Consider the following 14,437-nt stretch of genomic DNA (forward strand, 5'->3'; position numbering starts at 1 on the left):
CCAACCCTGAGGATCTTCATGAAATGGTTGATGTTGGCGCTCGGCAGCGCCGCCCTGATCGCAAACGCTCCCGCATTTGCCCAGTCCGGTTCGCAAGCCGCGCATCCGTCCGTCCTCTTCAAGACATCGGAAGGCGACATCCGCGTCGAGTTGTATCCTGAGAAAGCGCCCAAGACGGTCGCCAACTTCCTCGACTACGTGAAGTCCGGCCAGTACAGCGGTACGATTTTCCATCGCGTGATTCGTGGCTTCATGATTCAGGGCGGCGGCTACACGCAGAGCTTCGCAGAGAAGCCGACGCGCGCGCCGATTCCGCTCGAAAGCCGTAACGGTCTGAAGAACATGACGGGCACACTCGCCATGGCGCGCACCAGCGACCCGAATTCGGCCACCGCGCAATTCTTCATCAACACGGTGGACAATACCGGCCTCGACTATCCGAATCCGGACGGCAACGGCTATGCGGTGTTCGGCAAGGTCACCAGTGGCATGGACGTCGTGAAGAAGATCGAAGGCACGCCCACCACCTCGCGCGGCCCGATGGGCGACGTGCCGCAAAAGCCGGTCGTGATCGAGTCGGCCACGGTCGTCGGCAAGTAATTGCAGGATCAGGACGCGCGCCGTAGCCAGGCGCGCGCACGAGAAAAGCGTTAGCGCTCAATCCACGCCCCGGCGCGGCTGAAAGTCAATTCGTGACGACTCGCCGCGCCTTTTACCCACCCCGTTCATCAAAGGATTCCATCATGGTTGAACTGCATACGAACCACGGCGTCATCAAACTCGAACTGGACGCTGAAAAGGCGCCGAAGTCGGTTGAGAACTTTCTCAACTACGTGAAGGCCGGTCACTACGACAACACGGTGTTCCACCGCGTGATCGACGGCTTCATGATCCAGGGCGGCGGCTTCGAACCCGGCATGAAGCAGAAGCCGACGGCCGAGGCGATCACCAACGAAGCGAACAACGGTCTGAAGAACGTCAACGGCTCGGTCGCCATGGCGCGCACGAACGACCCGCACTCGGCCACGGCGCAATTCTTCATCAACGTGAACGACAACGACTTCCTGAACCACTCGTCGCCGACGCCGCAGGGCTGGGGTTACGCCGTGTTCGGCAAGGTAGTCGAAGGCCTCGACATCGTCGACAAGATCAAGAAGGTCAAGACGGGTTCGAAGGGCTTCCATCAGGACGTGCCGGCGGACGACGTGGTGATCGAAAAGGCTGTGATCGTCGACTAAGTGTCGTAGTAAGCATCGATTCGTTCGAACTGACATCAGGCACCTTCAATGCTGCAAGAAACGCCGCTGCGAAGCGTCGCCGCGGGCGTGCCTGGCGAGGGCAAACGCCCGCACGCCGCACGCCCGTTTTTTTTCCTCTCCGATATTCATCTGAGCGAGGCGATTCCGCATACGGTCGCCGCGTTCGAGCATTTCATCCGCTTCACGGCCGAGCAGGCCGATTCGGTTTTCATACTCGGCGATCTGTTCGAGTACTGGATCGGCGACGACATGCTCGTCGAGCCGTTCGTCGCGCGCATGGCCGCGCTGCTGCATACGTTGTCAGAGCGCGGCATCGCGCTCTACATCATGCACGGCAATCGCGATTTTCTGCTGGGCAAGCGCTTCATGAAAGCGGCCGGCGCGATCTGGCTGCCCGATCCGTTCGTGATCACCGCATTCGGCACGCGTCTCGCGCTCGCGCATGGCGATGGCTTGTGCACCGCGGATCGCGGCTATCAAACGTTCCGGCGTTTTGCACGCAACCGTTTCACGCAGATGCTGTTTCTCGCGTGGCCGTTGCGCTGGCGTCAGAAGCTCGCCGAGAACATGCGCTCGAAAAGCGAGCAAGGCCGCGCGCGGCCGGTTTCGCCGAAGTACGATGTGACGGCGGCAGCCGTGGCCGCGTTATTCAAGTCGTCGAAAACGGCGACCCTCATTCATGGGCACACGCACCGGCCGGCGCGGCATCGCGAGCCGGGCGGCACGCGCTGGGTTCTGCCGGATTGGGATCTCGACCACGGCGAGCGCCGTGGCGGATATTTGCGTATTGATGCTGAGGGGATTCGGGCGTTGCCGCTGGGTTGAAGGTGGCGGCAGTCGATTGCACCCGCGCCGACGCGTCACGTACCGACGGTGGTTCGGCACTGTTCTACGCCGCGCGTGCCAGCGTTGTGGCCGCTCTCCTTCTACGCCGCGTATCGCGTCGCTGTTAGCGCTGGCCGCTAGCGCCGGCATCGGCACGTGCGAAAAACTTCACCGCTCCGCCGCCACCGTTTCCACCTTCCCTGCAATCGCGGCCGACAACCGTCGCAGATCGAGCAACGCCGCATCGGCCCCTTGCAGCCCTTCGAGACTCGTGCCCAATCGCTCCAGCGCGTCGACGATTTCGTCGATGCGCTTCGCTTGCGTCGCCGCGTGATCGATCAAGCCGTGAATCGCCAGCGACACCGGATCGTCGGCGTTCGGCGTGATGCCGTACGCGCAGAAGCCGCTGCTTGCGGCGGAGCGTTTTCCGTCGCGCGCGGCGCCATTGGAACCGGCATTGGCCGCTTCCGAAGCCACTGCGGCCGCCGCCGGCACGATGATCCGCGCCGGATTACCCACCGCCGTGCCACGCGCCGGCACCGGCTTGGTCACCACCGCGTTCGACCCGATCTTCGCGTCCGCGCCGATCGTGAAACCGCCGAGCACCTTCGCGCCCGCGCCGACGATCACGCCGCGCTCGAGCGTCGGATGCCGCTTCGCGCCGCGCGTGAGCGACGTGCCGCCGAGCGTGACGCCCTGATAGATCGTGCAGTCGTCGCCGATCTGTGCGGTCTCGCCGATCACCACGCCCATGCCGTGATCGATGAACACGCGCCGCCCGAGCGTCGCGCCCGGATGGATTTCGATGCCGGTCATGAAACGCGCCATCTGCGAGACGAAACGCGCTAGCCAGCGGCGTTTGGCCCGCCAGCACGCATGCGCGAGCCGGTGCAGCACGAGCGCGTGCAGGCCGGGATAACACGTGAGGACTTCCCAGGCGCTGCGGGCGGCGGGGTCGCGCTCGCGGATCGTGGCGATGTCTTCGCGAAGTCTCGTGAACATGGCAGGGACTGTGTTGTGGGGGAAAGAGCCGCACGCGCGACCTGGCACGCATGACGGCACGGCTCGCCGCATAGCACGGCGGCAGCTTTGCTTAGAACGTTTTGAGGATTGTAGGGGGATTGCGGAAAACCTGCCGGAAGCCCACGCTGCCGGCGGGGTCGTCGCCGGCTAACGGAAAAACATTCAGGTATGACATGCAGTCTCAGGACGCGTCGCCGTCCTTATGCTTGTTCTTCAACAGAATGTGTTTGGCGATGCCGCGCACGATATTCACTTCCTCGCGCTCGAGACCTGAGCGCGCAAACAGACGGCGCAGGCGCGACATCAGCTTCTTCGGATTGGCCGGATCGAGAAATTCGAGCGCGACCAACGCGCTTTCCAGATGCGCGAACATGCTCTCGATTTCGTCGCTCGCGGCGCGCGCACCGACGGGCTCGCCCTGCCCCGCAACCGCCTGAGGCGCGGCTTGTGCCGCGGCCGTGGCGCTATCGGCCGACAGATACATCGTGCGCAACTCATACGCCAACACCTGCACGGCCTGCGCGAGATTGAGCGAGCTATAGGCCGGGTTGGCCGGAATATGCGCCAGCGCGCTGCATCGCTCGACGTCCTCGTTCGACAAACCCGTGCGCTCGTTGCCGAACACCAGTGCGATCTCGCCATGCACCGCCTGCTCGCGAGCGACGCCAGCTGCGGCACGCGGCGTCCATTGCGGCGGCCCATATTCCCGCAGCCGCGCGGTCAGCGCGATCGACCAATGCACGCCGTTCAGGGCGTCGGCGAGGGTCGGCACGACGTGCGCGGACGCCAGCACGTCGTCGGCTCCGCTCGCCATGGCGATGGCTTCCGGATCGCTTTGCACGTGCGGCACGCGCGGCGACACCAGCACGAGTCGCGAGAAACCCATGGTTTTCAGCGCGCGCGCCGCGGCGCCGACGTTGCCCGGATGGCTCGGCTCGACCAGCACGAAGCGCGTCGAGGTGAAGCCGCCGCGCAGTTCGGCTACGGCAGGATCGGAGGAATGGTGGGTGTGGTCCACGATGGAATTCTGCAAGCTAAAGACGCGTATGGTAGCGCCAACGCCGCAGCCGGTCCGAAATGAACGCAGATGCGCATGCAGATGCGTGCGGCAATGCGCTTGCGAATGCCGGGCCGAGCCGCGTAAAACCTCGGTGGGTTGCCCGCCCACCCCGCAAACGCTGCCGCGGCGTCCGGACTCAGGTAAAATACCGATATTCGCGTCCTGCTTTGCCGTCTAGCACAGCATGAACGCCTCGTTCTTATCCAATTCGTCTCCGTCGGCGGAATGCGCACCGGTTGTACCGGGCGAGCGTTCCGTGCTGTTTCCGCGCCTTTCTCGAGGGCGCCCAATTAGCGCAGGTTAGCGCTTATTTACCGGCCAGCAGCCGTGCTGCCCCGGCACAAGGATCCAGTCTCATGCATCCCATGCTCAATATCGCTGTCAAGGCCGCGCGCCGCGCGTCACAGATCATCACCCGCGCGTCGCTCGATCTCGATCTCGTCCAGGTCAGCAAGAAACAGCACAACGATTTCGTCACGGAGGTCGACAAAGCGTCTGAAGCGGCGATCATCGACACGCTCAAGACCGCCTACCCCGATCACGCCATCCTCGCCGAAGAATCCGGCAAGTCGGATAACGAATCCGAATACCAGTGGATCATCGATCCGCTCGACGGCACCACCAATTTCATCCACGGTTTTCCGTACTACTGCGTGTCGATCGCGCTGGCGCATAAGGGCATCGTGACGCAAGCCGTGGTCTACGATCCGACCCGCAACGACCTGTTCACCGCCTCGCGCGGCCGTGGCGCGTTCCTCAACGATCGCCGCATCCGCGTGGCCAAGCGCGACCGTCTGGCCGACGGCCTGATCGGCACCGGCTTCCCGTTCCGCGAAAAGGACGGCCTCGAAGCGTACGGCCGCCAGTTCGCCGAAATGACCGAAGCCTGCGCCGGCCTGCGCCGTCCGGGCGCCGCCGCGCTCGATCTGGCGAACGTCGCCGCCGGCCGGATGGACGGCTTCTTCGAGCAAGGCCTGAATGCGTGGGACGTCGCCGCGGGCAGCCTGCTGATTACGGAAGCCGGTGGCCTGGTCGGCAACTACACGGGCGATTCGGATTTCCTGCACGTCGGCGAAATCGTCGCGGGCAACGCGAAGGTCTACGCGCAGATGATCCCGATCCTGTCGCGCTACAGCCGCACGCGTCAGCAATCGGCTTAAGCCCTACGAGGGCGGCGCCGGTTCGGCGCCGGCAAGCGGAACACAAAAAGCGGCTTCGGCCGCTTGTTTGTTGGCGCGCCTGCATGCCGAGGGCGTTCGTGCTACAAAGCGAAAGGCCGCGCCGGCGCACTTCATTGCCGGCTGCGTTTCGCGCGTTTTCGCTGCGCCCTGCTTTGCGCCTGACTTGCGCGCAGCTTCCGATCCGCTTCATGAAAAAAGGCTTCTACACAATCATCGCGGCGCAGTTTGTTTCGTCGCTGGCGGACAATGCACTGTTGATCGCGGCCATCGCGCTGCTCTCCGTGATTCGCTCGGCCGCCTGGGTCACACCGCTCCTACAGATTTTCTTCACCGTTTCATACGTGCTGCTCGCGCCGTTTGTCGGCGCATTTGCCGACTCGATGCAAAAGCGCCATGTCATGTTCATCTCCAACGCGTTGAAGGCGAGCGGCTGCCTGATGATGATCGCGGGCGTTCATCCGATGATTGCCTACGGCGTGGTCGGCTTCGGCGCGGCCGCGTATTCGCCGGCCAAGTACGGCATCCTCACTGAACTGCTGCCCGCGGAAAAACTCGTCAAGGCGAACGCGTGGCTCGAATCGGCCACCGTGCTGTCGACCATCGTCGGCACGATGGTGGGCGGCGCGCTGATCAGCACCTTCGCCAATAAATTCGTCGCGCACGCGCATCTGCCGCTGATCCGCTCCTCCGCCGACCTCGCCATGTTCGCGACGATGGTGACTTATGCGATCGCTGCCGCGATCAACATCTTCATTCCCGACACTGGCGCGCGTTACGAAAGCCGCCTGAGCGAACCGAAGAAACTGGTCGGCGATTTCTATCATTGCTTCAACGTGCTGTGGGCCGACAAACTCGCGCAGATCGCGCTGTGGGTGACGACCCTGATGTGGGGCGGCGCGGTCACGCTGCAATTGCTGGTGCTCAAATGGGCCAACGTGAATCTCGGGCTGTCGCTCTCGAAAGCGGCGGTCATGCAAGGCGTCACGGGTCTCGGCATCGCGGTCGGCGCAGCGGCCGCCGCCGCGCTGATTCCGTTGCGCAAATCGCTGCGCGTGTTGCCGGTCGGCATCCTGACCGGCGCGGTGGCGATCGCCATGGCGGTCTACAACAAGGATCTGTTCCCTCCGGGCGCGGGCATTCGCATCGGCACGTACGTCCTGCCGTTTTACATTCTGCTCGCCTATCCGCTGATGATCCTGCTGGGCGCGCTCTCGGGCTTTTTCATCGTGCCGATGAACGCGATTCTTCAGCATCGCGGCGCGACGCTGCTGTCCGGGGGCATTCGATCGCGGTGCAGAATTTCAACCAGAACCTCGCCGTGCTGCTGATGCTCGGCGTCTACGCGCTGCTGCTCACGGCGAAGATGCCGGCGCAGTGGATCATCGTGGTGTTCGGCACGTTCATCACCTTCATGATGTGGCTGGCAAAGCGGCGAAGCGCGGTGAATGAACGCACGGTGGATATGCGGGCCATGGTGGAAGAATGAAACTGCCATGCAGGTGAAGCGGGCGCGGCACGGCGCGCTTGGGTTTGTCGCCGCGGCATGCAGTTCGCAATGCGCGCTTGCAACGCAGATTGGCCGTCCGGCCAGGGTCCGCTCGCCGCGCCGGCGGGTTAAACTCACGCCCTGAACAGCTAACGCAAGAAGATACCGAGGATGGGCATTCAAACCGCAGCGGCCAACGACGTCGCACAACACACGCCGATGATGCAGCGGTGTTTCCGCACCGCCCAGTAAGGCTTTGCCGAAGATGTTGCACCGTGACCTGCACTGCCGCTGTTCGATTCCGCCGACCAGTTCAAATCGGCGAGCCATAATTGGACCGACCGGTGCACGGGCGTATGGACCGCGTCGGCTGGCTTTGATATATCGGCCGATATTCCGTCCCGCTGACACGATCGAGCCAGCATCGCGCTGAAAAACCCGCAACGCACTTGGGACTTTTCCGGAATGCCAACCGGCAACAATACGGAGCAGCCATGCGCGAGAAGACCCGTCGCAGCGCGGCGATGAAGTGCCCTACCCCACACAATTCCAAAAACACATGAAAACAACACTAGCATTTGCTGGACTGACCATCCTCGCCGCTTGCACGACGATCTCCGAAGTTACACCTGCCGGCGATGGACACTACACGATTACGACTCAAGTCCGCGGCGGCATGACGCCGTGGGGCGAAGTGAAAGCGTCGAGCCTGAAGCGCGCCGACGAGTACTGCACTCAACAAGGCAAGCAGATGCATCAGGTCGATATGCAGACGCATGGCGTCCGTGGGTGGACGCCGCAGGAGGCGGAACTGACGTTCGCGTGTACGTCCGGGTAACAAATTCGCTTAGGCTTACGGAGGCGACATGCAGAATGCCCCGCTTTTCCACGTCCTGCTGGATCATCTTGAGGCGATCGACACGCCGCCAATGGAAGTGCAGCGGTTCGTTGACCACTGGTCCAAACTGACACCGCACGGCCATCTTCCTTGCCCGGTGTGCTTCCTCAACGGTGAGGAACAGCCGCTCGTGCCATTGGATGCACAGGCCAATCTTGAACCGGTGATTTGCAAGGCGTGTGGCACGCGTTACGAGGTCCCAATCAATGAGAGGTAGCGCGACGTGACCGATTCCCGCGACGACATACGCGCTGAATTGCTCTGCTACCTCGTCGTCGCTCAACTTGTCGCGATGGCGCGCACCAGCGCATGGCTGCGCACCGACCACCTGGTTGAATCAGGGCGCATCTGGTGCAAGGCAAACAGAGTGCGCTCTGATTGGCAGGAGCGCGTCTCGCTCGGACAGATAGCGGTCGAGTTGGCACCGCAGGTTATGGAGTCGTCTGGCCTTACGAAGGAGCAGTCTTTGGTGCCGCTCTTTGTCGATGGCTGGATGCTCGACTACGCATCACCTGTAGTTTGCGGCATCTACGGGGTATGCGCGGGCCGTCTGACGCGTTCGGCCTAATCGCCCTATTGCTCAACATACATCCGCCACTCCGGAACCTGTTCGAAGAAGCTTTGACTCACGTTGGCCTGGTAACGGATTGGCGAGCTTGTGTTTCCGGCAGTCCCCGCGTCGCCGACCACCATAGGACTGGGATCGACGCTGGTGGCGCTCGACCACGCGGTCAGATCGTCCGCAAAGTCAGGCGCTTCCTCGCGCGGCACACGCACCTTGATCGGCTTCATGGCATCCCCGACAAATGGTGAAAGACATCTGCCCAGACATCATACAAACAAGCGGCGCGCCGGCGCTCGCAGCATTCAGGTGCGAATGAGTCCAAAGTTTCTTCGACGGCCGCCGAAAAATCACGCATGAACGACGACAACCGCCTCCACCCGGCCATCCTCTCTACAACGGAGCGATGGCACTCGAAATGACCGTACGTACCACCCGCCACGCGCAAGACAAGAAAAAGCCCAAAGACTTTTCCGTTGGCTCGCCCGAGCGGATGATGTCAGCGAGCATTTTATGCGGGACGCATATGTCGCCATGGCTCGCGACCCAGTCAATCTGGACGATCCAGGCTGACAACATAGTCATCGCGGCCTCAAATTCATGACCCTAAACATCTCCTCCGGCGCTCCGATGCGTAGCGCGGCAAGATCGAGGTCCACCGCGGCTTTTCCGCTCACCTACGCTACCCTTTATAACCGTAGCGCAGTATAAGAATTTGAAGGGATACGCTAAATTCGTGAGAATCTAGCGAAAATAAGTTATCAGACCAAAAGGGGAAACCATGAACAAGGTGATGGCGGCAATCGGCTGCATCAGTGCGGCGGCGATGTTGTTGTCGGGATGCGGAAAGGATTCGGGGACTCAGTCATCAACCGGGAGCCAACAGGCCCCCACCGCTCCTGTAGCCGCCGCTCCAGCTCCGGCTCCGGCTCCTGCGCCCGAAGTGGTCACACCACCGCCCGCGACCCACAACTACTCTATGGTCGACAACGGCACTTACGGGTATGAGCCTGCTCTCAGTGAGGATGACGTTCGCAAAGGAACGGCAACTAAGCCATTGATTATGATGCGGTACGTTGGAAATAAAGGCGGTACGTACGTCATCGTTATTCTTGGGTCGGATGCAAATGACGTGAGCGTCGCTAACCGCGTCAGTTGCCAACCTCCTTGCGAGTTTGCCAAGTCTGAGACGGTTGCTGGCGATGCAGTGGTCAACACACAAACGGTGCGCGTCACGCCAGACTCCATCGTGGGAGCGATGCTCACCGATGCCATATCTGGGCAGCTCGTGCCATTCGGCCGGACCACGGCTGCACAGCAGATTATGCCGCCGCAAAACGCGCCGAACGCACCGGCTCCCACGCCTGCCGCGCCCCCAACTCCCGAGGCTTCGGTTGGAACAGCCCAGCAGCCTCAAGGCGGGGACGCTCCATTACAGCAAACGAGCTTCGACTGCAATCAGGCTGGATCGATTCCGCAATATTTAATTTGCCACGACGTAGACCTTGCAGCATCTGATCGTGCTCTTGCCGGTCTTGTTGAAAAAGCTCGTGCCGCGGCGCAAGATCAGACGGGGTTTTCAGATCGCATCCGCAAGCAGTGGAACTTTCGCGAGAAAACCTGCAAGGACAAGGCGTGCCTCACGTCGTGGTATGCCTATGAGAACGATATTCTGACTAAGATCGCTCAGTCAGGGAATGTGGCTGCCAACTGAAAGCCGCAACCAGCTGTGCCGCCTGAAGGAACGCGTCTGCCGAGTTTGGGCTATATAGAAGTGATGCGGCACGTCCAACTGTACTTCGAACCTTGTCTGAAGCCCTATAGCAGACGCGATCAAACCTATGCCTGCAGGGCCCTTTTCTTGTACGGTGTATCCCAAGCAGTTAGACCCGTCACAACGGGGGATCAGACAACGCATTCTGCAATCGAAGCATTCGAGCGGCGCATGACTCTGCGCCTTCACGCAGTCGGCGTTGTCATCGTGGTCGCCGTCGCGCTGCTTCGGCACTTCTGGGCCTGAGCCCCGCATGACCCGCACCTGAGAAGATCGCGAGACCTCTGTGCGCCCACGGCTTAACGACTCGGCCGTGGTGAAACGGCCGGTCCACCATTTCCATGCAGAAGCCTTGCACATTCCCGCCAAGCTCGACCGTCCGGGCCATATCGCGGTCCGACTTCGAATGCAAGCTCGGAATCCGCACCGCTCATTTATCCAGTTCGCCAGCCACGTCCCAGACGACATGGCGGAAAAATAGAGCGCGCCCTCTTGTTCGCGGCCCTGCTGCCGGAGTAGGATCGGCCGAGATTTGGAGGGTCGGCACTACGTCGGCCCTTTTCACATAGAGGGCAGCGATGGACGAGCCGCAGATAGAACGCCCGATTGCTCGCTTTGCCCGCGACGCGATCAACATCCTGACGCCGCCACGCCCGGAAGCCTTCATGGCCCGGCTGGACTTCGAATGCCGCCGCGCCAGTTCCGAGATAATCGGCCACTATCCTGACGCCGACGGCATGGCGCTCGCCCAGCACGTCATACTCTCGCTCCGCATAGACGGCGACCTCCGGCTCGGCATCCGGACCGCGTTCATGTGGTTCACGGAGAAAATCCTAGACGACGAGATGGACGCCGCCCGCGTCCGGCTGCGCGACGCGTTGCTCGGGAGAATTCCGCATGGATGAGATTGAGGTCAGCAGGTACGCGCGCATGTTCGTCGGGGGCATCGCCGAGCGCACGGCCGCATCCGGCGAAGGCACAATCACCCGTCAGGAGGCCATCGCTCAAGACAAGCAGGCGTGTCTCGACGGCGCGGATGCGTTCCACACCGACGAGTTGGTTCGGTGGATGTACGACGCCCTGCCGATGTATGAAAGGCCAGTTGACGCTGCGGCGCAGGACGCGATCATCAGAGAGGCGTTTGGGATTTGCGCGCTCCTCGCGTACGAGGCGATCGCGTTCCATTCTGAGCACAACTACGGCCACGAGGCTCTACAGGACGATCTTGAGGCCATTGCCGCCGAGTTCGGCCTGTTCCTGCTCTGCAAGCCGGGGACCTTCGGAAAGTCTGCATCGGTCATACTCAGGCGGGCATCATGAGCGAGACAAAGGCCACAACGCCGCGCCGACCGTCGCTAGTCGCCGACGCTGAAATCGACCGCGTCGTCAGGCAATTCGCGTCGCGCACTCTATTCATACGCGCCGCGTGGCATCGTGGCGACGACGGCGCACAGAACCCACTACAGACGATTGAGCGCAATGCGCGGGCCGCGAGCGCAACCGTCGCGCTCACGCCGCACGGCCGGGCGATGTTCGCGTACCTGCTACCGGACGAAACCAAAGCCTTCTCCGATCCGGGCACGGCGTTGTTCATGTGGGTCGCGTCGCAGACCCTTCAGATGACGCAGTCGATTGAGGAAGGCGAGCCAGAGGACGCGATCAAGCCGAAGATTGAAGCCATGCTCACTGATATCGTGGCCCGGCTCACCGGGGAAAAGTACTAGGAGCCCGGGCCGCACAAAAGAAGATGGCCACCCGAAAGCGGCCCGAATTTTGGATGATCTTGCAAGAGCACCCGGGAGCTATTCGGGCACTGGCTATATGGTTGCGTCACGAATTTGCAGCGTGCGCGCTCACCGTCGCATCGCCAGATCAACGCGGCGGGGCCGCTGTAATCTCAGGAAGGTCAATGAGTCTCGTGTCGGAACCGCCCGTGAAGGCGGCGCGCACATTCGCAGGTTGGTCGTTAATCCTGCTCAAGAGCACGTCGATACACTCCATTCCGACTAGACAGCGAGCACGATACCCAGCGCGAGCCCTTGCGGCCCCCTCATTACGAATTGCTCCAGGAGATCTGTTCAGAGTAATAGGTCGGGACGCTGCCCTGCGCCTGCGTAGTGCAGTCGGCAAAATTAGTCCCGCGATCATATTCAATAGACGTCATGTAGTTGCCGAACGGCTCAAAGACGTGAGTCACAGAATGGGCGTAATAGAGCGACTGGATATTCCCGGCCGGGTTGTTCGGCGTGGCGCCGTAGCGGACCTTGACGTAGGTCCCGGCCTTGATGCGCTCATTCCCCTCAAGGTGCATCTCGCCATTCTCGAAAATGACGTTGTCCCGGTTGAGCGCGATCAGCAGATTGCGGCGGTCGTCAATCCAACTCAGGAATGAGGCTTGATTTGCAAAACGTCCGTCTCCAGCGGGCGTCCCGTTGCCGCTGTTCTTCTCTGCAAGACTGCCCTGCTGCGTCGCCACTTCCATTTTGCGCAGGCCATAGAGCGCCGGATTGACGTTCTGATAGTTCGTGATGTAGTACGGAACCGCGCCCTGCTGCAAGGCATAGGTCGCATACATTTTCGTCAGGTCGCCATAGTTCATATTGAACCGCGGCGCATCCACCCAAAAGTAATTTGCAACGTTCGCATCCGAGCGGCGCGCTGAAATCGAAATGATCGGGTCCGTCGTGATTGATACGCAGTTCGCCGTCGGGGAAAGCTGGCTATCCGTGCTCACACCCGTCGTCACCGACGTCTGAATCGGCTGCAAAGGAGACCGTGAGACCGCCCCAAGGAACGGCGTAGGGCGATATACCGCGTACGGACCAGCAGGCCCCCAAGCGCCCGCGTCGCGGTCCTCAACGAAGAACTCGTTGAATGGGCCGATGTCGAGATATTCTTCGAGAAGCTGCTGAACGGTCCCACTGTTGAACGTGCCGAGCTGCACCGACATGAGGGCATCCGGGACTTGGATATCCGTCGCAACTTCGGCCAATGCCGCGCCAGACGTCGCGCCCGCCTGCTGCATGCCAGAAATGTACTTGTTGACGATCTCGTTGAACACCTGCAGCACGAATTGCGTCGTGGTCTGCACATTGAGGTCTTCGCCGTACTTCGAGAAAAGCGGGAAGCTCGAAACCAGGTTCGCCACATCTGGCGTACACGGCATGTTGAAAATCTGGATGATCTGCAAAATCTTGTGGTAGTCGTGGCCGGTCACATGAATCGTGCGGCGCGGCTTGCCGTCGGCGCCCATGCCCTGACTGCGCTCAATGTCCGCCACAAATCCGCGCATCATGATCGGAAGCTGCTGGCCGCCCGTTCCTGCATACTTGTAGGCGTCGCCAGCGAAGCGAATCTCGAACATATCCATCGGCTCGATCAGCGTGTAGAGCGTGTCATTAAGCCCACCCATGATCTGATCGACGAAGTCAATCGAGAACGCACCTGACGAGTCGCGCACGGACTTTTGCACGCGCACAACAGAGCCCTCGCCGAGCCATGACGTGAGGTCATAAATGTTTGATGGCGAATCGGTCTGGCTCGGCGCCCCAGCGAGCCCCGAAGACGACGTGGACGAAGACGAGACGGCGGTCGGCGCACCGCTGCCCGTCGTCGCCGACACGTTCCCCGTCGCGCTCGTGCGCGTCACCACCTTGTGAAGCAGCACCTGAATATTGGGCTTCCTGACGTTTACATACATGGTTTAATTGCTCCCCTGCAGCGACATGCTTATCTGATCGCCCCGCGCGACGACGAATGGCGCGGCCTTTTGTACGGTAGCCTTCATAGTCGAATCCTTGGATGCAGTTGACGAGCCGCACGTGGCGGCCCGGGCTGGTTATTTGGCCGACGGCGGCACGTTCTGCTTAATCAGTTGGTCGAGAGCTTGAGACGGCTTGAAAAATGTGAACGTGCTCTGTCCGCCACGGTTTGCGTTGAGCGCGCGGAAAACGCGGTAGCGCTCGGCGACGGCAGCGAGGAACGCGGCTTCGAGCGCTTGGATTTGCTTGTCGAGTTCAATAGCCAGCAGTTGATGCTCCTCGCGCTTCGCCTCGCTCTCTGCGTGGATCGCGCGTGCCTGCGCGGAATTCACGTCTTGATGGAGACGCGCAAGGTGAGCAGCGCCTTGGTCGATCAGTGCGCGAAGGTCTTTCGCGTCAGCGTCGGCCGATGCCTTGCGGATGCCGGCGACCTCTTCCGTGATCCTGTTGGCGCGGAAATCCGTAAGCGCCGCGGCGGATGCTGCCTCTGCTTCGGACTTGCGCACGGGCAGTTTCGAATGCGCGAAGTTTGCGGATTCGGCATTCTCAACCGCAGCAACGAGAGCGGCGCGGGCTTCAGCGAGTGCGTAGATAGCGTGGGACATGGT

Annotated in this window: 16 protein-coding genes and 1 pseudogene; 12 read left to right on the forward strand and 5 right to left on the reverse strand. The window is 61.4% G+C overall.

What is annotated here, in order from left to right; translation table 11 throughout:
* The first annotated feature begins 18 nt into the window (after nt 1-18).
* The 3 genes from HF916_RS41225 (at nt 19) to HF916_RS41235 (ending at nt 2,084) form a co-directional block, all read left to right on the forward strand.
* Nucleotides 19-600: a peptidylprolyl isomerase gene (locus tag HF916_RS41225; RefSeq protein ID WP_168794428.1), complete on the forward strand. Its 582-nt coding sequence runs from the start codon at nt 19-21 to the stop codon at nt 598-600.
* 143 nt (nt 601-743) lie between these two features.
* Complete coding sequence (locus tag HF916_RS41230) at nt 744-1,238, forward strand: peptidylprolyl isomerase (protein ID WP_168794429.1); 495 nt, start codon at nt 744-746, stop codon at nt 1,236-1,238.
* Between the two features lie 48 nt (nt 1,239-1,286).
* A complete protein-coding gene (locus HF916_RS41235) occupies nt 1,287-2,084 on the forward strand; it encodes a UDP-2,3-diacylglucosamine diphosphatase (RefSeq protein ID WP_168794430.1) in 798 nt (265 codons plus the stop codon).
* Nucleotides 2,085-2,252: 168 nt separating this feature from the next.
* Here the strand turns inward: HF916_RS41235 and cysE are convergent, their stop codons facing one another.
* Together cysE and HF916_RS41245 are read right to left on the reverse strand one after the other, a co-directional pair.
* Nucleotides 2,253-3,086 (reverse strand): serine O-acetyltransferase, encoded by an 834-nt coding sequence (gene cysE, locus HF916_RS41240; protein WP_168794431.1) that lies wholly within the window; start codon nt 3,084-3,086, stop codon nt 2,253-2,255.
* Between the two features lie 202 nt (nt 3,087-3,288).
* Nucleotides 3,289-4,125 (reverse strand): RNA methyltransferase, encoded by an 837-nt coding sequence (locus tag HF916_RS41245; RefSeq protein ID WP_168794432.1) that lies wholly within the window; start codon nt 4,123-4,125, stop codon nt 3,289-3,291.
* 398 nt (nt 4,126-4,523) lie between these two features.
* Between HF916_RS41245 and HF916_RS41250 the strand changes: the two genes are divergently transcribed.
* From HF916_RS41250 to HF916_RS41270, 5 genes and pseudogenes are all read left to right on the forward strand, one after another.
* Complete coding sequence (locus tag HF916_RS41250) at nt 4,524-5,327, forward strand: inositol monophosphatase family protein (RefSeq protein ID WP_168794433.1); 804 nt, start codon at nt 4,524-4,526, stop codon at nt 5,325-5,327.
* 209 nt (nt 5,328-5,536) lie between these two features.
* Nucleotides 5,537-6,834: pseudogene (lplT, locus tag HF916_RS41255) on the forward strand (lysophospholipid transporter LplT).
* 559 nt (nt 6,835-7,393) lie between these two features.
* Nucleotides 7,394-7,672 (forward strand): hypothetical protein, encoded by a 279-nt coding sequence (locus tag HF916_RS41260; RefSeq protein WP_168794434.1) that lies wholly within the window; start codon nt 7,394-7,396, stop codon nt 7,670-7,672.
* Between the two features lie 28 nt (nt 7,673-7,700).
* Complete coding sequence (locus HF916_RS41265; protein ID WP_168794435.1) at nt 7,701-7,949, forward strand: hypothetical protein; 249 nt, start codon at nt 7,701-7,703, stop codon at nt 7,947-7,949.
* A 6-nt stretch (nt 7,950-7,955) separates the two neighbouring features.
* The gene (locus HF916_RS41270) at nt 7,956-8,300 is read left to right on the forward strand and encodes a hypothetical protein (protein ID WP_168794436.1); all 345 of its coding nucleotides are present in this window, start codon (nt 7,956-7,958) and stop codon (nt 8,298-8,300) included.
* A 5-nt stretch (nt 8,301-8,305) separates the two neighbouring features.
* Here the strand turns inward: HF916_RS41270 and HF916_RS41275 are convergent, their stop codons facing one another.
* Nucleotides 8,306-8,524: a hypothetical protein gene (locus HF916_RS41275; protein ID WP_168794437.1), complete on the reverse strand. Its 219-nt coding sequence runs from the start codon at nt 8,522-8,524 to the stop codon at nt 8,306-8,308.
* A gap of 551 nt (nt 8,525-9,075) precedes the next feature.
* Here HF916_RS41275 and HF916_RS41280 point away from each other — a divergent pair.
* The 4 genes from HF916_RS41280 (at nt 9,076) to HF916_RS41295 (ending at nt 11,792) form a co-directional block, all read left to right on the forward strand.
* On the forward strand, nt 9,076-10,008 hold the full coding sequence (locus HF916_RS41280; RefSeq protein ID WP_240975716.1) for a hypothetical protein: 933 nt from the start codon (nt 9,076-9,078) through the stop codon (nt 10,006-10,008).
* Between the two features lie 638 nt (nt 10,009-10,646).
* Nucleotides 10,647-10,973 carry a hypothetical protein gene (locus HF916_RS41285; RefSeq protein WP_168794438.1) on the forward strand — a complete coding sequence of 109 codons (327 nt, stop codon included), beginning with the start codon at nt 10,647-10,649 and terminating at the stop codon, nt 10,971-10,973.
* Entirely contained in the window at nt 10,966-11,388 is a 423-nt protein-coding gene (locus HF916_RS41290; protein ID WP_168794439.1) for a hypothetical protein, read from the forward strand. The genes HF916_RS41285 and HF916_RS41290 overlap by 8 nt, the downstream gene beginning before the upstream one ends.
* Entirely contained in the window at nt 11,385-11,792 is a 408-nt protein-coding gene (locus HF916_RS41295) for a hypothetical protein (protein WP_168794440.1), read from the forward strand. Before HF916_RS41290 ends, HF916_RS41295 begins: the two co-directional genes overlap by 4 nt.
* Before the next feature lie 329 nt (nt 11,793-12,121).
* Here the strand turns inward: HF916_RS41295 and HF916_RS41300 are convergent, their stop codons facing one another.
* Together HF916_RS41300 and HF916_RS41305 are read right to left on the reverse strand one after the other, a co-directional pair.
* Entirely contained in the window at nt 12,122-13,768 is a 1,647-nt protein-coding gene (locus tag HF916_RS41300) for a hypothetical protein (protein WP_168794441.1), read from the reverse strand.
* Between the two features lie 138 nt (nt 13,769-13,906).
* On the reverse strand, nt 13,907-14,434 hold the full coding sequence (locus HF916_RS41305; RefSeq protein WP_168794442.1) for a hypothetical protein: 528 nt from the start codon (nt 14,432-14,434) through the stop codon (nt 13,907-13,909).
* Nucleotides 14,435-14,437: the final 3 nt, after the last annotated feature.

The organism is Paraburkholderia aromaticivorans, from assembly GCF_012689525.1.
Classification (GTDB): Bacteria; Pseudomonadota; Gammaproteobacteria; order Burkholderiales; family Burkholderiaceae; genus Paraburkholderia; species Paraburkholderia aromaticivorans_A.